The organism is Dactylosporangium sp. CS-047395, from assembly GCF_050942185.1.
In the GTDB taxonomy this organism is placed as follows: Bacteria; Actinomycetota; Actinomycetes; order Mycobacteriales; family Micromonosporaceae; genus Dactylosporangium.
The window spans coordinates 6560422-6579226 of the sequence record NZ_CP192015.1 but is presented as its reverse complement, the minus strand read 5'-3'; the positions used below and the strand labels follow the sequence as shown (position 1 = coordinate 6579226).

The 18805-nt window shown below is 73.8% G+C and carries 21 protein-coding genes; 13 read left to right on the top strand and 8 right to left on the bottom strand.

Annotated elements, in window-relative coordinates; genetic code table 11:
- Window positions 1-1606: 1606 nt before the first annotated feature.
- Window positions 1607-2554 (bottom strand): helix-turn-helix domain-containing protein, encoded by a 948-nt coding sequence (locus ACQP00_RS30965; RefSeq protein WP_433201684.1) that lies wholly within the window; start codon window positions 2552-2554, stop codon window positions 1607-1609.
- A 166-nt stretch (window positions 2555-2720) separates the two neighbouring features.
- Between ACQP00_RS30965 and ACQP00_RS30960 the strand changes: the two genes are divergently transcribed.
- Genes ACQP00_RS30960 through ACQP00_RS30950 form a run of 3 tightly spaced genes read left to right on the top strand, consistent with a single transcriptional unit; the run spans window position 2721 to window position 5262 of the window.
- Complete coding sequence (locus ACQP00_RS30960; RefSeq protein ID WP_433201681.1) at window positions 2721-3512, top strand: MBL fold metallo-hydrolase; 792 nt, start codon at window positions 2721-2723, stop codon at window positions 3510-3512.
- Window positions 3509-4471, top strand: coding sequence for a helix-turn-helix domain-containing protein (locus tag ACQP00_RS30955; RefSeq protein WP_433201678.1), 963 nt, complete (start codon window positions 3509-3511; stop codon window positions 4469-4471). Before ACQP00_RS30960 ends, ACQP00_RS30955 begins: the two co-directional genes overlap by 4 nt.
- Window positions 4468-5262, top strand: a complete 795-nt coding sequence (locus tag ACQP00_RS30950) for an alpha/beta hydrolase (RefSeq protein WP_433201675.1) — start codon at window positions 4468-4470, stop codon at window positions 5260-5262. The genes ACQP00_RS30955 and ACQP00_RS30950 overlap by 4 nt, the downstream gene beginning before the upstream one ends.
- Here the strand turns inward: ACQP00_RS30950 and ACQP00_RS30945 are convergent.
- Window positions 5255-5653, bottom strand: a complete 399-nt coding sequence (locus tag ACQP00_RS30945) for a hypothetical protein (RefSeq protein WP_433201672.1) — start codon at window positions 5651-5653, stop codon at window positions 5255-5257. The two genes, ACQP00_RS30950 and ACQP00_RS30945, sit on opposite strands and share 8 nt — an antisense overlap.
- 125 nt (window positions 5654-5778) lie before the next feature.
- Here ACQP00_RS30945 and ACQP00_RS30940 point away from each other — a divergent pair, with 125 nt between their 5' ends.
- From ACQP00_RS30940 to ACQP00_RS30920, 5 genes are read left to right on the top strand one after another with little or no spacing between them, the layout of a single operon-like run.
- On the top strand, window positions 5779-6321 hold the full coding sequence (locus ACQP00_RS30940; RefSeq protein ID WP_433201669.1) for an RNA polymerase sigma factor: 543 nt from the start codon (window positions 5779-5781) through the stop codon (window positions 6319-6321).
- On the top strand, window positions 6318-7181 hold the full coding sequence (locus tag ACQP00_RS30935) for a zf-HC2 domain-containing protein (RefSeq protein WP_433201666.1): 864 nt from the start codon (window positions 6318-6320) through the stop codon (window positions 7179-7181). Before ACQP00_RS30940 ends, ACQP00_RS30935 begins: the two co-directional genes overlap by 4 nt.
- Before the next feature lie 17 nt (window positions 7182-7198).
- Window positions 7199-7894: a hypothetical protein gene (locus ACQP00_RS30930; RefSeq protein ID WP_433201663.1), complete on the top strand. Its 696-nt coding sequence runs from the start codon at window positions 7199-7201 to the stop codon at window positions 7892-7894.
- Window positions 7891-8709 carry a hypothetical protein gene (locus ACQP00_RS30925; RefSeq protein WP_433201660.1) on the top strand — a complete coding sequence of 273 codons (819 nt, stop codon included), beginning with the start codon at window positions 7891-7893 and terminating at the stop codon, window positions 8707-8709. Before ACQP00_RS30930 ends, ACQP00_RS30925 begins: the two co-directional genes overlap by 4 nt.
- 1 nt (window position 8710) lies before the next feature.
- Complete coding sequence (locus ACQP00_RS30920; RefSeq protein WP_433201657.1) at window positions 8711-9574, top strand: ABC transporter ATP-binding protein; 864 nt, start codon at window positions 8711-8713, stop codon at window positions 9572-9574.
- A gap of 34 nt (window positions 9575-9608) precedes the next feature.
- On the opposite strand, the gene ACQP00_RS30915 is transcribed toward ACQP00_RS30920, so the two are convergent.
- Together ACQP00_RS30915 and ACQP00_RS30910 are read right to left on the bottom strand one after the other, a co-directional pair.
- Window positions 9609-10766: a condensation domain-containing protein gene (locus ACQP00_RS30915; RefSeq protein WP_433201654.1), complete on the bottom strand. Its 1158-nt coding sequence runs from the start codon at window positions 10764-10766 to the stop codon at window positions 9609-9611.
- A gap of 265 nt (window positions 10767-11031) precedes the next feature.
- Window positions 11032-12468 carry a cytochrome P450 gene (locus tag ACQP00_RS30910; protein ID WP_433201651.1) on the bottom strand — a complete coding sequence of 479 codons (1437 nt, stop codon included), beginning with the start codon at window positions 12466-12468 and terminating at the stop codon, window positions 11032-11034.
- Between the two features lie 155 nt (window positions 12469-12623).
- On the opposite strand from ACQP00_RS30910, the gene gsmA reads away from it, so the two are divergent.
- On the top strand, window positions 12624-13289 hold the full coding sequence (gene gsmA, locus ACQP00_RS30905; RefSeq protein ID WP_433201649.1) for a sporangiospore maturation cell wall hydrolase GsmA: 666 nt from the start codon (window positions 12624-12626) through the stop codon (window positions 13287-13289).
- Here gsmA and ACQP00_RS30900 read toward each other — a convergent pair.
- Window positions 13286-13474 carry a DUF3073 domain-containing protein gene (locus ACQP00_RS30900; RefSeq protein ID WP_433201646.1) on the bottom strand — a complete coding sequence of 63 codons (189 nt, stop codon included), beginning with the start codon at window positions 13472-13474 and terminating at the stop codon, window positions 13286-13288. The two genes, gsmA and ACQP00_RS30900, sit on opposite strands and share 4 nt — an antisense overlap.
- A gap of 150 nt (window positions 13475-13624) precedes the next feature.
- On the opposite strand from ACQP00_RS30900, the gene ACQP00_RS30895 reads away from it, so the two are divergent.
- Together ACQP00_RS30895 and ACQP00_RS30890 are read left to right on the top strand one after the other, a co-directional pair.
- Window positions 13625-13948, top strand: coding sequence for an ArsR/SmtB family transcription factor (locus ACQP00_RS30895; protein WP_433201643.1), 324 nt, complete (start codon window positions 13625-13627; stop codon window positions 13946-13948).
- Window positions 13945-14811 carry an SRPBCC family protein gene (locus ACQP00_RS30890; protein ID WP_433201640.1) on the top strand — a complete coding sequence of 289 codons (867 nt, stop codon included), beginning with the start codon at window positions 13945-13947 and terminating at the stop codon, window positions 14809-14811. Before ACQP00_RS30895 ends, ACQP00_RS30890 begins: the two co-directional genes overlap by 4 nt.
- A gap of 124 nt (window positions 14812-14935) precedes the next feature.
- Here ACQP00_RS30890 and ACQP00_RS30885 read toward each other — a convergent pair whose 3' ends face one another.
- The 3 genes from ACQP00_RS30885 to ACQP00_RS30875 are packed head-to-tail and all read right to left on the bottom strand — an operon-like array spanning window position 14936 to window position 17262.
- A complete protein-coding gene (locus tag ACQP00_RS30885; protein ID WP_433201637.1) occupies window positions 14936-15721 on the bottom strand; it encodes an alpha/beta fold hydrolase in 786 nt (261 codons plus the stop codon).
- A 23-nt stretch (window positions 15722-15744) separates the two neighbouring features.
- Window positions 15745-16317 (bottom strand): NADPH-dependent FMN reductase, encoded by a 573-nt coding sequence (locus ACQP00_RS30880; protein ID WP_433201634.1) that lies wholly within the window; start codon window positions 16315-16317, stop codon window positions 15745-15747.
- A 51-nt stretch (window positions 16318-16368) separates the two neighbouring features.
- Window positions 16369-17262, bottom strand: a complete 894-nt coding sequence (locus tag ACQP00_RS30875; RefSeq protein ID WP_433201631.1) for a LysR family transcriptional regulator — start codon at window positions 17260-17262, stop codon at window positions 16369-16371.
- 84 nt (window positions 17263-17346) lie between these two features.
- Here ACQP00_RS30875 and ACQP00_RS30870 point away from each other — a divergent pair, with 84 nt between their 5' ends.
- Both ACQP00_RS30870 and ACQP00_RS30865 read left to right on the top strand, forming a co-directional pair.
- Window positions 17347-17991 carry an alpha/beta fold hydrolase gene (locus tag ACQP00_RS30870; RefSeq protein ID WP_433201628.1) on the top strand — a complete coding sequence of 215 codons (645 nt, stop codon included), beginning with the start codon at window positions 17347-17349 and terminating at the stop codon, window positions 17989-17991.
- Entirely contained in the window at window positions 17988-18776 is a 789-nt protein-coding gene (locus tag ACQP00_RS30865) for an LLM class flavin-dependent oxidoreductase (protein WP_433201625.1), read from the top strand. The genes ACQP00_RS30870 and ACQP00_RS30865 overlap by 4 nt, the downstream gene beginning before the upstream one ends.
- The last annotated feature ends 29 nt before the right edge of the window (window positions 18777-18805 follow it).

Genomic DNA, 18805 nt, shown 5'->3' with positions numbered 1-18805 from the left:
TTGCGGCAGGTTCCGGGCGATGGGGCACGCCTCGCTTTGTCCGGCCGCGCACTCGGGCCGCGCCATCGGGCCGCGTGGCGGGCGACCGCACGCGGTCGCGGGTTGTCGCGGAAGGTTCGGGGCGATTGTGCACGCCTCGCGCCGCCCGGCCGCGCACTCGGATCGCGCGCCGCGCGCCGCGCGATCGTGCACGGCCGCGCACTCGGGTCGCGCGGCGGGCGCGCCATCGGGCCGCGCGCGATCGGGCCGCGCGCCACACGCTGCCGCACGTGGCCGGACCGCGGGCCGGGCGATCACGCGCTGGCCGCATACCGTCGTGCGCCGTCGGGTCGGGTGGCGGGCGGTCGCGTGCCGTCCTCGCGCGACTGCCCACCATCGAGCCGCGCGCCGCCACCATCGAGCCGCGCGCCGAGCGACCGCACGCGATCGCGAGCTGTCGGGGCAGGTTCGAGGCAATGGTGCACGCCTCGCCCCTGTCCGGCCGCGCACTTGGGCCGCGGGCCGGGCGATTGTGCACGGCCGCGCGCCCTCGGGCCGCGCGGCGGGCGATCCTTCACGGCCGCGCGCGATCGGGCCGCGCGCCACACGCTGCCGCACGTGGCCGGACCGCGGGCCGGGCGATCACGCGCTGGCCGCATACCGTCGTGCGCCGTCGGGTCGGATGGCGGGCGGTCGCGTGCCGTCCTTGCGCGACTGCCCACCATCGGGCCGCGCGCCGTGCGACCGCACGCGATTGCGGGCTGTTGCGGCAGGTTCGGGGCGACTGCGCGAGCCTCGCGCCGTCCGGCCGGGCACTCGGGTCGCGCGGCGGACGATCGTGCGCGACCGCGCGCCATCGGGCCGCGCGTCACACGCTGTCCCCGCGCCGCCGCACCTAGCCGGGCCGCGTGCCGGCGACCACGCGCTGGCCGCGTACCGTCGCGCGCCATCGAGTCGCGCGGCGGGCAGTCGCGTGCCGTCCTCGCGCGACTGCTAACCATCGGGCCGCGCGCCGTGCGACGACACGCGATTGCGGGCAGTTGCGGGAGGTTCGGGGTGATGGTGCACGTCTCGCACCGTCGGGCCGCGTACTCGGGCCGCGCGCCGGGCGATCGTGCACGGCCGCGCGCCATCGGGCCGCGCGGCGCGTGATTGTGGACGGCCGCGCGCGTTCGGGCCGTGCGCCACAGGCTGTTCCCGCGCGGCCGAACGTGGCAGGGCGTGGGCCGGGCGATCACGCGCCGGCCGCATACCATCGCGTGCCGTCGGGACGCGCGGCGGGCGTGCGTGCACGGCCGCGCGCTATCGGGCCGTGCGGCTGGCGACCGCACGCGATCGCGGGCTGTTGCGGGAGGTTCGGGGTGATGGTGCACGCCTTCCACCGTCCGGCCGCGTACTCGGGCCGCGCGCCGGGAGATCGTGCACGGCCGCGCGCCATCGGGCCGCGCGGCGCGTGACTGTGCACGGCCGCGCGCGTTCGGGCCGTGCGTTACAGGCTGTTCCCGCGCGGCCGCACGTGGTCGGGCCGCGTGCCGGGCGAGCATGCTGGCCCCGCATGGCCGTGTGCGGCAGGGTGGAGCAGGGCGCTGGTCCGGCAATCGAGAGAGAAGCGGGCGTGCAGCGAGCACTAATCCCGCGACGCCGTGGCGCGCCAGTCGGCGGGGCTCAGGCCGAACTCGGCGCGGAAGCGGCGCGCGAAGTGGCGGGCGTTCGCGAAGCCCCAGCCCTCCGCGACCGCAGCCACCGTCGCCCCCGGACGGTCGGCGAGTTCACGGTGCGCCCCGTGCAACCGGCCCCGCATCACGAACTCCGAGAGCTGCTCGCCGCGCTCGGCGAAGGACGCGTACACCGCCCGGACCGACACCCCGTGCTCCGCCGCCAGCCGGGCCGCGCTCAGGTCCCGGTCACGCTGGTGGCGGGCGATGAACGCGGTCAGCCGGGTGAACAGGGTCCCGGCCGAAGCGTCGCGCGGCCATGGGCCGTCCGGCTCCGCCGCCGACGCGATCAGGGCGCGGATCAGCTCGACCGTCGAGGAGCCCAGCAGCTGGACCGCCGCGCCCGGCGGCACCTTGTCGAGCACCCCCGGCAGCTGCAGCAGATGGCGGCGCAACAGTTCGTACATGGGGCTGGCGGTCAGGCGGGGCACCGCATCGCGGACCGCGGCCACCGGCAGGCCCAGGCGGCTGTAGTCCACCAGCACCGCCTCGACCACCGACGGCTCCGCGACCAGGAAATCGTACGGCGAGGTCAGATCGGCCAGCTGCAGCTCGCCGATGCGGTCGCTGAACGGCAGGTCGCGGTGGCGCATGCGGACCGCGCCGCTCACCGGCAGGCCCAGTGAGATGCGCTCCGGGACGCTCGCGCGCAGATGACTGGCGGTCACCGTCAGGCGGTGCGGGCCCGCCACCGAATGTAGGAGTCGCACGCCCGGGCCCAGCTGCCACAGGCTGATGCGGGCCTGGCCGGGCTCGGCGATCCAGACGCCGGCCGGGGGCAGCTGCGCGCCCAGGGCGGCCCGGACCGCGTCCGTGCGCTGCTCCTGCGGCAGCGTGGACGTGTCGAGCAGCAGCGCCATGCCGGTCACGGTAGAGCTCGGCCGGCCGCGGGAACAGGGGCCGGTGCACGTTCGGACCGAGGGTTGCACGCTGGGACCCACTGCGGGACGCTCCCGGATGGCTACAGTCGCGCTGCGGCACCGCGCCGCCCGGGGACGCGTGACCGCACGGTGAGGACCAACGGCGTTGGACAACGTACGCGTGACGCACATCGGCGGCCCGACCGCGCTCGTCGAGGCCGGGGCCTGGCGCATCCTGACCGATCCGACGTTCGATCCGCCCGGGCGGCGGTACTCGTTCGGCTGGGGCACCGGATCCCGCAAAACAGCCGGACCCGCGCTCGACCCGAAGGAACTCGGGCCGGTCGACGTGGTGCTGCTCAGCCACGACCAGCACGCCGACAACCTCGACGACCGGGGCCGCGAACTGCTCGCGAGCGTGCCGACCGTGATCACGACCGCAAAGGCCGCCCGGCGCCTCACCAAGGCCGGAACCGCACAGGACGTGCGGGGGCTGCGACCGTGGGAGCAGACCGTGCTCGAAGCGCCGGGCCGGCCGCCGATCACCGTCACCGCCACCCCGGCGCGGCACGGGCCGCCGCTCAGCGAGCCGATCGTCGGGCCCGTCGTCGGGTTCGCGCTCGCCTGGGACGGCCAGGAGCACGGGGTGCTGTGGATGACCGGTGACACGGTCCTGTGCCCGGCGCTGCGCGAACTGCCGCGCCGGCTCACCGTCGACACGGTCCTGCTGCACCTCGGGGGCGTGCGGTTCCCGATCAGCGGGCCCTTGCGGTACACGATGACAGCAGAGAAGGCCGTCGAACTGTGCGCGCTCGTGAACCCGCGGACCATCATCCCGGTGCACTACGAGGGGTGGGAGCACTTCCGCGAGGGGCGCGCGGCCGTCGAGCGGGCCTTCGCCGGCGCGCCCGGCGGGCTCGGTGAGCGGCTGCACTGGCTGCCGTTGCGAGTGCCATGACGGTCCTGGTCGACACCCGCAGCCTCGCGCCCGCCGACTCGGCCGAGGCGATCATCGCCGCGCTCACCTCGACGTCCGTGCCGACCGCGGTGACCGTCGGGTCCGGCGCCCGCTCGGTGATCGAGGGCTGGCAGTTCAGCGCCGGCGTCAACCTCGTGAACACCGTCACCACCGGCGCGCTGCACATGCGCCGCTCCGCCCGGCACCTCAAGGTCGAGGCGCCGGAGCGGATCTCGCTGGGGTACAACGTGCGCGGCACCGGCAAGGCCGCCCATCTCGGCCACGGCCTGCTGCGCGAGGACGAGCTGCAGCTGCTGGACCTCACCTCACCGTACGAGATGCGCTGGGACACCGCCAACGCCGCCGTCGGGTTCCTGGCCGACTACACCGACCTCGGCCTGCCCGTGGACCTCGTGCGACGGGCGGTGCCGCGGATGCGCCAAAGCCCGCTGTACGAGCTGACCCTGCAGCATTTGCGCGATCTCCCCGGCATCGCCCGGCGCACACCGCCCGGCCCCGCGCTGAGCATGCTCGGCATCGGCATGATCGACCTGGTCCGGGCCACGATCGCGGCGATCGCGCCGGACGACCCGCACGCCCGGGCCGGCCCCGCCGAGTCGATGCGCGCCGTCGTGCTCGCGCACATCGACGCCAACCTCCACGACCCGCGACTCACCCCGTCGCGGATCGCCCTCGAGTTCGGGATTTCGCCGCGGTACCTCTACAAGCTCTTCGCCGCCGAAGCCGAGACCCCGGCCGAGGCGATCATCACCCGGCGGCTCGAGGGCGCCCGGCGCGAACTGGCCGGCCGGGCCGCTCACCGCACCCTGATCGCGGTGGTCGCCCGGCGCTGGGGCTTCACCGACCCGCGCCACTTCGCCCGCCGGTTCCGCGCCGCCTACGGCCTGGCCCCCAGCGAATGGGTGCGCCGTCATCTTCCGAAGGAGTCCGACGCATGAGCACGATCGTTCTCGTCCACGGCCTGTGGGTGACCCCGCGCAGCTGGGAGCACTGGGTCGAGCACTACGAGGCCAAGGGCCACACCGTGATAGCGCCCGCCTATCCCGGCTTCGAGGTCGAGGTGGAGGCGCTGCGGGCCGACCCGACGCCGATCGCCACCGCCACGGTCCCGGAGACGGTGGCCCACCTGGAGAAGATCATCACGGCGCTGCCGGAGCGGCCGATCATCATGGGCCACTCGTTCGGCGGCACCCTGACGCAGCTGTTGCTGGACCGCGGCCACGGTACCGCCGGTGTCGTCATCGACTCCGCCCCGCCCGAGGGCATCCGGGTCACGCCGCCGTCGCAGATCCGTTCGCTGTTCCCGATCCTCAACAACCCGGCCAAGCGCCACCAGGCCGCCGGCTTCACGCCCGCGCAGTTCCACTACGCGTTCACCAACACGCTGTCCGAGGAGGACGCGCGGGCCGCCTACGACCGGTACGCGATCCCCGCGCCCGGCAGCTGGGTCTGGACGTACGGCCTGATCGCGAACTTCAAGCCCGGCAAGCAGGAGACCTGGGTCGACTTCAGCAACCCCGGCCGCGCCCCGCTGCTGTTCATCGCGGGCGGCGCCGACCACATCATGCCGCCGTCGGTGAACAGGTCGAACGCCCAGCACTACAAGGGCGAGGGCACGATCACGGAGTACCACGAGTTCCCCGGCCGCTCGCACTGGACCTGCGCCGAGCCGGGCTGGGAGCAGGTCGCCGACCACGCCCTGGAGTGGGCCCTCAAGCACGTCAGCTGACGCGTCTGCGCGCCTCCGCGACGACGGCCACCGCCACCGCGCCCGCCCCGACGAGCGCGGTGGCGGTCATGAGGTACGCGATGCGATGGTTCGGCGTGACCCGGGTGTCGCGCACGTCGGCCTCGGGGTGCCGCGGGTCGTAGACCACGCGGATCTCGTCGCCCACCGCCGGGCGCCGGTCCCGGGGCGAGCCGCCCTGCCCGATCAGCGCCCGCACCCGCCGCCCGTCGGCGGTGCTGAATTCGACCGTGGTCCGCTTCCCGGCCGCGACGACCCGCGCGTCGGCCTCGGCCCCGCGCTCCCGCAACGCCCGGTCGTTGCTCCAGTCCGACCAGGCCAGATACCCGAACCCGAGCACGACGGCGAGCCCCACGAGCGCGAACCCCACCACGCGCGGCCTCCGCTCCGCCCGCACACTCATACATGTTGATATCTCCACCGGCCGGCCCCGGAAACGCGTTGCCGGGTGAACCATCGCGGGCGTTCCCTGCTACCCATCATCGGGGAGGTGCACGGATGCCGGCCGGCGACGACGAACTGCTGCGGCGGGTGGCCCGCGGCGACGCGGCCGCGCTCGCCGAGCTGTACGAGCGACATGCCGGACCGCTCCACGGCTACCTCCACCGCCTGGCCGGCGACCGGATGACCGCCGAGGAGATCCTGCAGGACACCATGCTGGCGGTCTGGCGCTCAGCCGGTGCGTACGAGGGCCGCGCAAAGGTGACCACCTGGCTCTTCGGCGTGGCCCGGCGCCAGGCCCACAACCGCCTGCGCGGCCGCGCCGACCCGGTGGCCGCGGAGCTCCCGGACGGCCCCGATCGCGGCCCCGGCCCGGAGGAGCTGGCCATCGCGGCGGCGGGCGGCACGCCGGTGGCGGCGGCGATCGACCGGCTGCCCGGCCACCACCGCGACGTGATCGCCCTGGTCTTCGTGGCCGGCCTGCCCCTCGCCGACGTGGCCGACATCCTGGCCGTCCCGCTGGGCACGGTGAAGAGCCGCCTGCACCACGCCCGGGCCGCCCTCGCCGCCGCACTCATCGCCCAGGAGGTGCCCGAATGAGGGACTTGCTGCCGGGGTACGCCGCCGGCTCCCTCGCCCCCGCCGACCGCGCCCGCGTCGAGGCCCACCTGTCCGGCTGCGCCCGCTGCCGCGCCGAACTCGGCTCCTGGCGCGCGATCGCCGCCGCCGCGGCCCCACCGGGGCCACCGCCCGACCCGGCGCGACTGGTGCGCACGGTGCTGACCCGCAGCACCCTGGACGGTCCGGCGCGCCGACCCCGCCGGACCAACCTCGCCGATCTGGTGCTGGCCGAGGCGCGCTTGATCCGACTGGCGGTACCGATGGCGTCGGCTCTGGTGATGGCGCTCGGCGTCGCGCTGGTGCTCCTGCAGCCCACCACGACCGCGCTGGCCCTGGTCGCGCCGATCGTGGCGGCCGCCGGGGTCGCCGGCACCTACCGCTCCGCGCGCGACCCGGCGGCCGAGCTCGTCGCCGCCACCCCGACGTCCGGCCGGTTGCTGCTGCTGGTCCGCATCGCGCTGGTCTTCGGCTACGACCTGCTGCTGGCCCTCGCCGCGTCCGCGGTCCTGGCCGTCACCGGCGCGGCCGGCTCGGCGGGGCTCGCCGCCCTCGTCGGGTCGTGGCTGGGGCCGATGGCGCTGCTGTCGGCGTTGAGCCTCCTCGTCGCCGTCCGGTTCGGGCCCGACATCGCGCTCGGCTCCGCCCTCGGGCTGTGGGCGGTGCGCGTCCTGGCCGAGGGCCTGCTCGCCGGCGGCGCCGCCGCGTGGCCGGCCCGGGCCGTCGTGGCCGCCTGGTCGACCAACGCGCCGGTGCTCGCGGCCAGCGCCGCGATCGCCGGCACCGCCGTCGCCCTGGCCGGTCGAATCGGGCCGTTCCGCGGTGAACCCGGCAACGGGTGACCCGCTACCCATCCGGTGTGAGACCACTGACGCTCTGGCGGCACGAGGTGCGCCGCGCCGGCTGGACGGCCGTGCTCGGACCGCCGATCGCGGCCGCCGCCGGCATCGCGGCCGCGCTCGCCAATCCGGTGCCCGGCGACCGCAACACCGCCCGCATCCTGCTCGGCGCGCTCGAAATGGCGATCCCGCTCGCCGCCGCAGTCGCGTGCGCGTCCCTCGTCGGGCGGGACCCGGCGGTCGAGCTGCAGCTGACGGCGCCCACGAGGTACCGGGTGACGCTGCTGCGGCGGGCCGGGGCCGCGCTCGCCTGGGCGGCCGTCGTCGCCGCCGTCATGGCCGCCGCGCTCATCGGCACCGGCTGGTGGGAGCGCTGGCCCGCCAACCACGGCGTGCTCGCCGGCCAGCTCACCTGGGTCGCGCCGACCGCCGGCCTCGGCGGGCTCGGATTCGCCGCCGCCGCCATGTTCCGCAGCCCCGGCGCCGCGGGCGCGCTCGTCACCACGCTCTGGGCCGTCCAGCAGTTCTTCGGCGCGGGCGCACAACAGAACAGGATCGGGCGCCTGCTGTACCTGTTCGCGACCACCCGCGGCGCGCAGCCCGCCGACTGGATGGCCAACCGCCTGGTGCTGCTGGCCGCCGGCGCCGCGCTCATCGGCGTCGCCCTCGTCGTCCTCGGGCGCACCGAACGACTGCTCCACGGGGAGGACGCATGAGCGGCGCGTTCACGGCCAGCCTGCGGTACGAGTTCCGGATGCAGCTGGCCAAACGCACGGTGTGGATCGTCCCGGCGCTGTCCGTGCTCCTGTTCCTGCTCATCGGCGGCAGCCTCCTGCGCGACCTGTTCGACCCCAACGAACGCCCGCCGCTCGCGCGCACCGCGGTGGTCGGCCTGGCCCTGCAGCTGCAGGCGCTGCTCGCCATCGGCTTCGGCTGCCTGCTAGCCGACCGTTACGTGCGCGACGACCGGCTGCGGGTCGCGCCCATCCTCGACGCCACCCCGTCCTCGTCCGCGGCCCGGCTGCTCGGCAAATACCTCGGCGCGGCCGGAGCCACCGCGACGCCGATCCTGCTCGTGTACTTCGCGTTCGCCGCCGCCTACGCCCTGCGCATCGGCGGCGTAGCGGCGATCGGCTGGGCCCTCGCCGCCGGTGCCGTGGTGTTCGTGCCGGGCCTGCTGTTCGTGGCCGCGTTCGCGCTCGCCGTGCCGCTCGTCATGCCGGCCCCGCTGTTCCGGGTCCTGTTCGTCGGCTACTGGCTGTGGGGCAATCTCGCCGGCCCCGACCTGATGCCCACGCTCGCCGGCACGCTCGTCCACCCCCTCGGCGGGTACGCCATGGAGGCCCTGCTCGGTTTCCACGGCATCGAGGACGACCAGTCCTTCGCCGGCCCCGTCCCCGGCGCCGCGCTCAACTTCCTGCGGCCCGACCCGACCCCGGCCACCGCCTGGCTGTCGATCGCCGTGCTGCTCGCCCTGTCCGCCGCCGTCCTCGCCGGTGGGCACGCCCTACGCGCCAAGAGGAGCCACTGACGTGCGGATCGAGATCGACGGGCTGACCAAGCGGTACCGGCGCACCGGCCCCCCGGCCCTGGACGGCCTCGACCTGAGCGTGCCGACCGGCATGTTCGGCCTGCTCGGTGCCAACGGAGCCGGCAAGACCACGCTGATGCGGATCCTGGCCGGCATCGTCCGCCCCACCACCGGCCGCGTCACCGTGGGCGAGCACGATCTGGCGACGGCGGCCGGGCGCACCGCGGTACAACGGGAGCTCGGCTATCTGCCCCAGGACCTCGGCGTCTATCCGGACCTGACCGCCCGCCAGTTCCTGGATTACGTGGCGCTGCTCAAGGGCCTCGACGACCGCACCGCACGCCGCCGGCGGGTCGGCGAGCTGCTGGAGGTGGTCGCCCTGACCGAGCACGCCGACCGCCGGCTGCGCGGCTTCTCGGGCGGCATGCGCCAGCGGGTCGGCATCGCCCAGGCCCTGCTGGCCGACCCGCAACTGCTGATCGTCGACGAACCGACGGCGGGCCTCGACCCCGAGGAGCGCATCCGCTTCCGGACGCTGCTGTCGCAGTTCGCCGGCCGCCGCACCGTCCTGCTGAGCACCCACATCGTCGACGACATCGCCCAGACCTGCCGCGAGGTGGCCGTGCTGGCGCGGGGAAGGCTCATTTTCCGCGGTACCACGGCGGAACTGATCCGGCGCGCGGAAGGCCGGGTGTGGTCGCTGGTCACCGACGGCCCCCCGCCGGCCGAGGGGACCATCGTGTCGGCGCTGCCGCAGGAGCACGGCGTGCGCTACCGCATCGTCGCCCCGCAGCCCCCGTCCCCGGACGCCGCACCGGCCGAGCCCGGCCTGGAGGACGGGTACCTGGCGGTGACCGCCCGGTGACACCGTGCCGTGCGTCGTCTGATGCGGGCCCTCGTCATGCACGGCGGGTAGCCGCCGCGACGGTCACCGATTCCATCCCGCGCACGCATGCCTCGAGCACCCCGGGCGGGATGTGCGCGGTGTCGCCACAGACGTCGAGGTGTACCGTCCCCGGCTCGTCGGCGATCGTCAGAAACATCCGCTCGCTGGGCCGATCCTGGCGAGCGATCCACCGAAACGCGGTGCGGCGCAGCGCTTCCCGAATCTCGTCCGCCTCCGGCACCGCCCCGTCCACGGTCGCCGGGGGCCGCCGATCGTTGAAATAGCAGGCGATGTCGATCTCCTCGCCCCGTTCGGCCTCGATCCGCCCCCGCAGCGCATCGAGCTCGCCCGGGTCGTAATAGGCGTGTTTGTACGCCGTGAGCGCCCGCTTCCCCGCCAGCACAACGGCATCGTCGAAGTCCAGCCCCTCCCCGTCGAGCACACACAACGCCGGCCGACTGATCGGCGTCACGGCTCCGGCGAGCGTGCCGCGGAACCGATTGCTAACCACGACCCGCACGACAACGGGATGGATTCCGGTCGCGCCGGCCAGCGCCACGGCGAACGCGGTCAACAACACCGTCGTCCGGTCGGTCCCCGTCCGCCGGGCCACCCCGTGCGCGGCCAGGTGCAACGCGGGCGAGACGAAGTCCCCTTGCCAGTGCCGCGGCGCCCGCACGTCGACCGGACCTGGAAACCGCCGCGCGGGAATGGCGCGGAGGGTCTTCTCCCAGTACCGCAACGCCGAAGCCGACTGCCGCCGCCCCGCCTCCGACCCCTGCCACCGAGCCTGCTCCAACGCCGACATCCCACCGGCCCCGCCCTCGTCCACCCGCCCCGACGCGTGCCAGCGGGCCACGGCCTCAACGAGCAGCAACCCCCCGAACCCGTCGTTCACCAGATGACAGACCACCGTCACCTGATGCGTGAGCACCCCTCGATGCCGAACGACGGCGATCCGGACCGGCCAGTCCCGCTCGAAGTCGAACGCCGTCTCGTGCAACCGCCGGCTGACGTCCGCCGCAACGCCGGCGGGATCGCTGTCATCAGGAGCATCAGCCACATCCAGCGGTACCGCACCGTCGCCCGCCACCACCTGCAAGGGCGCCCGCCCGTCCCGCAACCGCAGCCGGGTCCGCGTCGACGGAAAGCGCTCCAGGATGAACCGCAACTCGGCCAGACCGGCCGCGACGCCCGCGCGGTCCGGCGCGGTCCCGGACTGAAAAGTACGCAGGAGCCATGCGCGACACCGCCCGAGGGCCGGCGGGTTGCCCGCGCGACCGTGACTTCGGTCAGGAGCGCTTTCGCCGGCACGGTACCGTTCCGGGCGGTTCTCGATGTTCCTCCACGACGACCCTGTCATGGGCCGGGATCCGGACGCGGTGCAGCGTCACGAGCCGTATCCGTCTGCCGGCGGTGCAATGGAACGCCCTGATCTACGGCGCAGGATCTCCCGGGGATGGGCTGTTCAACGACGCTGTGGCCGAGATGATGCTGTGGCAGCAGCTATCCGGTCCAGACGCGGTCACGCCGCCGGTGATTCGGGTCAGGGTGGTGGCCGGGCGGGCGGGGTCGACGACGACCGGGTTCGGCGGGCCCGCCACCACGCCGTTCACGGTGTCGTAGCCGATCTCCGTGGTCACCAGCGACGGCAGCCCCCGCTCGGCGATCAGCCGCAAGGTCGTGCGCACCTGGGCGTCGGCGAACTCCGCGCCCAGACACCGCCGCGGGCCCATCCCGAAGGGCATGAAGGTGTACGGCCCGCCCGGCGCCGAGGTCCAGCGGGCGGGCGAGAAGCGGTGCGGCTGCGGGTACACGGAAGCGTCCCGGTGTTCCAGCAACGGCGACACGAACGTCCACGCGCCCGCGGGAACCTCTGTCTCCGCCACGGTGACGGCGCGCGTCGTGTGGCGGGGGAGGGTGATCGGGACGACCGGCATGACCCGCTGCGCCTCGCGTACCGCCGCGTCCAGGCCGGTCGCGGTGTCGACGTCGGCGCGTGCGGCTCCGGCCGGGTCCGGGCTGCCCACCAGGGCGAGCAATGCGACGGTCATCGTCATCGCCGACGTCTCGAAGCCCGCCGAGAAGAAGCCGTGCAGTTCGCCCACGATCTCGCCGGTGGTCAGGTGGTCGCCGGACTCGTCGCGGGTGTGGCACAGGATGGACAGCGCGTCCGGTGCGGGCGGCTCGGTGCGGCGGCGCTCGATCAGCGTGGCCAGGCGCTCGTAGGCCCAGGCGACCCGGCGCAGCCAGCGGGAGTACGGCGTGAAGGGAATGTCGCGGCGCAGGGCGAGCACGCCGGGGCTGAGGGCCTCGCCGCCCAATCGGACGATCACGTCGGCCTGCGCGGTCAGCGCCGGGGTCGGTTCCAGGCCCAGCAGGCAGCGCAGCAGGTTGGCCTTCGAGATGCGCAGGAACTCGGCCTTCGCGTCGAAAGGGGCGGTCTGTCCGCCGGCGAACCTCGACTCGGCGAAGGTCCGGGCGAAGACCTCGGTGTACCGCTCCACCGCCGTCCGGTGTACCGCCGGCATGACGAGCCGGCGGCGCCTGGTGTGCTCGGCGCCGTTGGCGGTGATGACCGCGTCGAACATGCCCGACCACGGGCGGCCCGGCGGGACGGTCAGGATGCCCGGCGGGCGCTGGAAGGTCTCGTTGTCGGTGAACAGCAGCCGGCTCGCCGCCGGGCCGCGCAGGACCACGATCGAGCCGTTGCCGCCGGTGACCGGGACGACGCTGCGGCCGGAGAAGCGCTCCAGGCGGCCGAGCAGGTACCGCGGGCTGCGGGCCATGAAGCGCAGGTTGTTGGCGACCGCGAGCCCGCCGGGGCCGGGGGCGTCCACGCGCAGTGACATGTCGAACAAGCGGCTCGCCACATCCGTCACTGTTGCCCATCGTGACGCTTGAACGACATCAGGTGACCGGCTGATTGTGGGTGCAACTGCGCTGCAACCGGCGGCGCACCGGGATGTTCCGGGGCTGTCCGACCTTTGGTGGTGTCACCCGCCAAACGTTCGACAGGAGGCCCCGCATGTTCCCCACCATCCGGCGTACGCTCGCCACCGTCTTCGCGGCGACGCTCGTCTCGCTGGCCGTGGGGGCCGGCATGGCCTCCGCCGCGACCGCGGACGGGCCGATGTTCTCGTGCCGCTCGCACGGTGACGACTGCCGCCAGGCCGGCGACCCCGTGCCCGTGGTCGCGCTGCCGGAGCCGGACGGGACCATGACGCCGGCGCAGTTCATCGTCGCGGCCGCGCCCGGGGCGCAGCTGAGCCGCCGTGAGCACGGGGTGCCGGCGTCGGTGACGCTCGCCCAGGCCATCCTGGAGTCCGGCTGGGGCAAGAGCGCGCTGTCCACTGTGGACAAGAACTTCTTCGGCATGAAGTGCAACGGGCAGGGCGCCTACGCGATCGGCTGTGCCAGCCACGCCACCAGCGAGTGCACCAAGGCCGGGGCGTGCTTCCCGACCTCGGCGTCGTTCCGCAAGTACAACAGCGCCGCGGACTCGTTCCGCGACCACGGCGCCACGCTCGCCTCGCTGTCCCGCTACGGCGTCGCGTTCCAGTTCAAGAACGACCCGAACCGCTTCGTGGCCGAGATGCACAAGGCCGGTTACGCGACCGACCCGCAGTACACCACGAAGCTGACCGCCATCATGGCGAAGTACAACCTGTACCAGTACGACCTGACGATCTAGTAGCGGACGCTCCCGGGGAGGTCGGCGTCATCGGTCCACGCGGCGGCGTCCTCCTCGGGCTCCGCCGCGGACCGGGGGTCACTGCTGAGTTCCTGTTCCAGTGCGTGGAAGTCGGTCGGCTGGCTGAAGTACTTCAGCTCCCGCGCGATCCGCGTCTGCTTGGCCTTCGCCCGTCCACGTCCCATCGTCGCCCCCCGATGCCTCTCGACCGCGCTGTAAGCGCTGAAGTCCATTCGTGCCCGTAACGATAGCGCGTGTGCAAAAACCAGGCGACCCCGTCCGCCATCTGTGTGCAAGTCGTTGACGGTATATACCGCGCAGGGTATGTTCAAGGCGTGCTCTCGATCTTTGAGGTGCTCTCGCTGCCGGCGCGCCGAGACATCATCGAGCGGCTGCGCGACGGGCCGAAGTCGGTGAGCGAGCTCGCCGACGCCCTCGGTGTCAGCCAGCCGATCATGTCCAAGCATCTGCGTGTACTGCGTGACGCCGGCTTCGTCACCGCCCGTGCCGACGCCCAGCGCCGCTGGTACGAGCTGCGCCCCGAGCCGCTGATCGAGGTGGCGCAGTGGCTCGAGCCGTACCGCTGGATGTGGCAGGACCGTCTCGACCTGCTGGGCCGTCACCTGGACGAACTGCGCGAAGGAGACGAACCGACATGACCGACGTCGCACCCGAACCCGAGCTCACCGACGACGGCCCGCGGCCGAGCATCCGCGTGGTGCGCACCTACGATCACCCGATCGAGCGGGTCTGGCGGGCGGTGACCACCCCCGAGCACCTCGCCCGCTGGTTCCCCACCGGCGTCACCCTCGACCTCACGCCCGGCGGCCGGATCCGCTTCGGTGACCTGGGCGACGGCGGCTCCGAGGGTGAGGTCCTCGCCGTCGACCCGCCCCGCCGCTTCGCGTTCCTGTGGGGCGACCAGCGCTTCGAGTTCGAGCTGGAGCCGGCCGCCGGCGGCACCAGGTTCACCCTGGTCCATCACTTCGACGATCGCCCGGGCGCGGCGAGCTTCGCCACCGGCTGGGAGCGGTGCCTGCGCGCCCTCGCCGCGGACCTCGCCGGCACCGAGCCGCCGGCCCCGGACCGGGGTGTGGCCCGCCACGAGGAGCTGGTGACCCGCTTCGGCCTCGACCGCCCGCGGGTGACCCACGACGCGACCGGCTGGCACGTCCGCTTCGAACGCCAGCTCACCTGCCCGGCCGACCGCGCCTGGAGCATCTTCTTCGGAGGAACGCGGGCCCCGGCGGTGGGCGAGCCGTTCCATCCCTTCGCGGCCCCGGACCAGCTGCTCGGCACGGTCGTGGAAGCGGACGCCCCGACGACCTTCGTCTTCGACACGGCCGACGGCGAGCCGGGCAGCCGCGTCCATCTGCGCCTCGGGGCGGGAACGGGGCACGGCGCCCGGCTGGTCCTGGAGGTCGACGGCACCGACGAGGCCGAACTCGGCCCCGCGATCGACCAGTGGGGCGGCGGCGCCATCGCCCACGTGGCCCGCGAAGCGGCCGCGTCGAACGCCTGAGACGATGGCGGGCAAGCATCGCCGCCGCGCCGACGGCTCGTGGCGGGACACCGTCGTGTGCGCCATCCTCGACGATGACTGGCCGCACGTCCGAGGCGCGCTGGGGGCCCGCCCGGAGCGCTGATCAGCGGAAGGTGACCGCGAGAAACTCGAGGGCCTCGGTGACCAGGGGTTCCAGGTCGGCGCCGATGAAGCAGTGCCCGGCGCCCGGCACGAGGTGCAGCCGCGAGTTGGGCAGTGCGCGGTGCAGCTCGCGGCTCTGCTCGGCCGGCACGATCCGGTCGTTGTCGCCGTGTACGAGCAGCATCGGGGGAGCGGCCGGCGTGGCGTACGTGATCGGGCTCGCCGCCGCCGCCTCCCGGGCGAACCGCTGGACCGGGCCGCCGATGAGCAGGCTCTCCGGGGAGTCGGCGGCGTCGTGGTCGGCGTCCTCCGGGTGGCTCTGGGCCGCCATGGTGAGGAAGTCGGACGGCCCGTACCAGATCACGGCGGACCGCACCGCGTCCTCGCCCGCGCCGGTCAGGGCGGCCAGCGCGGCCAGGTGCCCGCCGGCCGACTCGCCCCACACGGCGATCCGCTCCGGGTCGAGGCCGAGCTCGCCCGACGTGGCGCGCAGCCAGCGGATCGCCGCCCTGACGTCGTCGAGCTGCGCCGGGAACCGGGCCTCGCCGCTGAGCCGGTAGCCGATCCGGGCGAGCGCGAAGCCCGCCCCGAGGATGCGCTCCTCGAGGCGGGCCCCGACCAGCTCCGGCGAGTCGCGCTTGCTGCTGCCGAACAGCCAGGCCCCGCCGTGAATCCAGGCCACGACCGGCACCGGGCCGGTCGAAGCGGGCCGGAAGAGGTCCAGGGTCAGCGGTCGGAAGCCGGGAGGCTCAGCCACGACGAGATCGCGCCAGACGCCGCTTTCCATGCCTTCGACGGTACCGCCGAAACTCAGGCGTTCCGCAGCACGCTCAGGGCCCCGGTGAGGCGGACCAGCTCGTCGAGCATCGCCTTGGCGCCCGCCTCGGCCGGGGCGGGCGCGACGAACTCGCCGTCCTCGTTGATGCTCTGCATGAACATCGGGATCGACACCGCCTCGGCCGCCGGGAACAGCCGCAGGGCGGCCAGCACCGGGCGCAGCGCGGTGGCGGCACGCAGGCCGGCCGACACGCCGCCGTAGGAGACCAGCCCGACGGCCTTGTTGTTCCACTCGGCGTTGAGGTGGTCCAGGGCGTTCTTCAGCGACGCCGGGAAGGAGTAGTTGTACTCCGGCGTCACGAACAGGAACGCGTCGGCGCGCGCCACCGTGGCGCTCCAGTCCTTGGTGTGCTGGTGCTTGTACTGCCCCAGCCGCGGGTGGTTCGGCTCGTCGAACATCGGCAGGTTCACCTGGGCCAGGTCGACGAACTCGACCTCGAACCCGCCGTGGGCCTGGGCGAACCGCTCGATCCAGCGGGCGACGGCGATGCCCTTGCGGCCGTCCCGGGTGCTGGCGGCGATGATCTGCAGAACGGGGAGCGACATGGCGACCTCTCGAACGAGCCGATTCGTGCGGATGCCAAGATAGTCCAACCGTCAGATAGTTGCCATGTCAGCAATCTCACCGGACAGCGAACCGGTGATCTCGACGGAAAGCGCGACCGCCCGGGCCGCCAGGGGTGACAATGTGCGCCCGGCCGGCCACAGGAGGTAGATCTCCCGCGGCGGGAACGGGGGCCGCAGCGGATGCACGGACAGCGAGTCGTCGAGCCCGCCGAGCACGAGCCGGGGCAGCACCGCCGAGCCGATCCCGGCCCGCACCATCGACAGTACGGCCTCGTTGCTCGTCGTGCGGAACACGAGCCGCGGCTGGACCCCGGCCCGCGCGAACGCCTCCTCCACCCGGGGCTGGTCGCACTCCGGCGGCCAGGCCACCATCGGCGCTCCGTGCAGCGCGTCGAGGGCGACCGGGCCGGGCGGGAAGGTGCCGCGGCGGGCGACGAGCGCGTAGGGGTCGTCGAGGAGCTTGCGGTGCGCGACCTCGCCCGCGACCCGCCCGTCGAAGAAGGTCAGGTCCACGGCGTCGATCCGCGGCGGGTCGGCCTCCTCCTCGAACAGGCGGATGTCGCAGCCCGGGAACTCGTTGCGCAGGGCCACGACGAGCCGCGGCAGGAGCGTGGTGGAGATGCTCTGGAAGGTACCGATGTCGAGGCGCCCCTCGCCCGCCCGGAACCGCTCCAGGGCATCGGCCATGGCCTCGGCCCGCGCCAGCAGGTCCCGCCCGTGGGCGAGGACGACCCGCCCGAGCGGGGTGAGCGTGACCGGCCGCGGCCCGCCCGGCCGGTCGAACACCGCGCCGCCGGCCGCCTTCTCCAGGGCCGCGATCTGCTGGCTCACCGTCGACTGGGTGTAGCCGAGCCGGGCCGCCGCGCGCCCGAACGACCCGTCGTCGACGACGGCGGCCATGGTGGCGAGGTGGCGCAGTTCCATGCCCCGACTCTATCGCCAGAACCGATGGCCACCATCGGAACCAATCGCTTTTCAGCATCAAAAGAGCTGGCTAGCGTGAGAGACATGAGCACTTTCGTCCTGATCCACGCCGCCGGAGAGTCGAGCTGGGCCTGGCACCTCGTAGTGCCGATCCTGCGCGAGCACGGCCACGAGGTCGTCGCACCGGACCTGCCCGCGGACGACGACCGCGCCGACCTCGACGACTACACCGAGACGGCCGTCCAGGCGGTCGGAGAGCAGCGCGACACGGTCGTCGTCGGGCACTCGTTCGGGGCGTTCACCTCGCCCCTGGTCGCCGACCGGCTCGGCTCCAGGCTGCTGGTGCTGACCGCCGGCATGGTCCCGGCGCCCGGCGAGAAACCGGCGGACTGGTGGGACAACGTCGGCTACCGCGACTTCGTGCCCGAGGAGCCGGACGACCCCTACTTCCACGACGTCCCCGGCGCGCTCGCCGAGGAGGCCCAGCGCCGCGAGCGCGCCCACCCGTCGCCGGCGGCGTACGACCAGCCGTGGCCCCTGCCGCACTGGCCCGCGGTACCAACGAGATTTGTGCTCGGAATAAACGACCGCTGCTTCCCGCCCGCGCTGTTCCGCGAGCTCGTCCCGGAGCGGCTCGGCATCCAGCCCGACGAGATCGAGTCCGGGCACTGCATGTCCCTCGCGCACCCGGCGGAGCTGGCGCACAAACTGCTGGGCTACACCTCATGAAGCACGGCGTGTGGCTGCCGCTGTTCGATCCGTTCGCCGACCCGCTCGTCGCCGTCCGGCTGGCGGCCGAGGCCGAGGAGGCCGGCTGGGACGGCTTCTTCGTCTGGGACCACCTGCACTGGAACGCCCCGGTGCAACAGACAGCCGACCCGTGGATCACCCTGGCCGCGATCGCCGCCGGCACCGAGCGGCTGCGGATCGGGCCGATGGTGACGCCGCTGCCGCGCCGGCGCCCGGCCAAGGTCGCGCGCGAGACGGCGACCCTGGACCGGCTCAGCGGCGGCCGGCTCACCCTCGGCGTCGGGCTCGGCGGCGACCGGTACGGCGGCGAGCTCACCCGCTTCGGCGAGCAGACCGACGACCGGCTGCGCGGGCAGATGCTCGACGAGGCCCTGGACATCCTCACCGCCGCCTGGTCCGGCGATCCGGTCCGGCATCGCGGCGCGCACTACGTCGTCGACGACGTCACCTTCCGGCCGCCGCCGGTGCAGCCCACGGTTCCGGTGTGGGTGGCGGCGTACCCCGGCAGCCGCAAACCGCTGCGCCGGGCCGCCCGGTTCCAGGGCTTCTTCCCGATCAACCTCGCCCACCCCGATCAGCTCGCCGAGGCCGTGGCGGCGATCGGCGCGCCCGGGCCCTTCGACGTCGCCGTAGCACTGTCACGAGGACAGGATCCGCGGCGGTACCGCGATGCCGGCGCGACCTGGCTGCTGACCGACTTCGATCAGGAGGCCCTGGACCTCGCCCACATCCGCGCGGTGGTGCGGGCCGGGCCGTGTCAGTGACGTGGCGGAGCCGTGTCAGCGCGGCCGCC

Bases quoted from the DNA above. Each gene is read 5' to 3' on its own strand.
- ACQP00_RS30940 (WP_433201669.1), top strand. From the start codon at position 5,779: ATGCCGGCCGGCGACGACGAACTGCTGCGGCGGGTGGCCCGCGGCGAC.
- ACQP00_RS30965 (WP_433201684.1), bottom strand. From the start codon at position 2,554: ATGGCGCTGCTGCTCGACACGTCCACGCTGCCGCAGGAGCAGCGCACG.
- ACQP00_RS30885 (WP_433201637.1), bottom strand. From the start codon at position 15,721: ATGGAAAGCGGCGTCTGGCGCGATCTCGTCGTGGCTGAGCCTCCCGGC.
- ACQP00_RS30880 (WP_433201634.1), bottom strand. From the start codon at position 16,317: ATGTCGCTCCCCGTTCTGCAGATCATCGCCGCCAGCACCCGGGACGGC.
- ACQP00_RS30955 (WP_433201678.1), top strand. From the start codon at position 3,509: ATGACGGTCCTGGTCGACACCCGCAGCCTCGCGCCCGCCGACTCGGCC.
- ACQP00_RS30935 (WP_433201666.1), top strand. From the start codon at position 6,318: ATGAGGGACTTGCTGCCGGGGTACGCCGCCGGCTCCCTCGCCCCCGCC.
- ACQP00_RS30865 (WP_433201625.1), top strand. From the start codon at position 17,988: ATGAAGCACGGCGTGTGGCTGCCGCTGTTCGATCCGTTCGCCGACCCG.
- ACQP00_RS30870 (WP_433201628.1), top strand. From the start codon at position 17,347: ATGAGCACTTTCGTCCTGATCCACGCCGCCGGAGAGTCGAGCTGGGCC.
- ACQP00_RS30950 (WP_433201675.1), top strand. From the start codon at position 4,468: ATGAGCACGATCGTTCTCGTCCACGGCCTGTGGGTGACCCCGCGCAGC.
- ACQP00_RS30900 (WP_433201646.1), bottom strand. From the start codon at position 13,474: ATGGGACGTGGACGGGCGAAGGCCAAGCAGACGCGGATCGCGCGGGAG.
- ACQP00_RS30925 (WP_433201660.1), top strand. From the start codon at position 7,891: ATGAGCGGCGCGTTCACGGCCAGCCTGCGGTACGAGTTCCGGATGCAG.
- gsmA (WP_433201649.1), top strand. From the start codon at position 12,624: ATGTTCCCCACCATCCGGCGTACGCTCGCCACCGTCTTCGCGGCGACG.
- ACQP00_RS30890 (WP_433201640.1), top strand. From the start codon at position 13,945: ATGACCGACGTCGCACCCGAACCCGAGCTCACCGACGACGGCCCGCGG.
- ACQP00_RS30875 (WP_433201631.1), bottom strand. From the start codon at position 17,262: ATGGAACTGCGCCACCTCGCCACCATGGCCGCCGTCGTCGACGACGGG.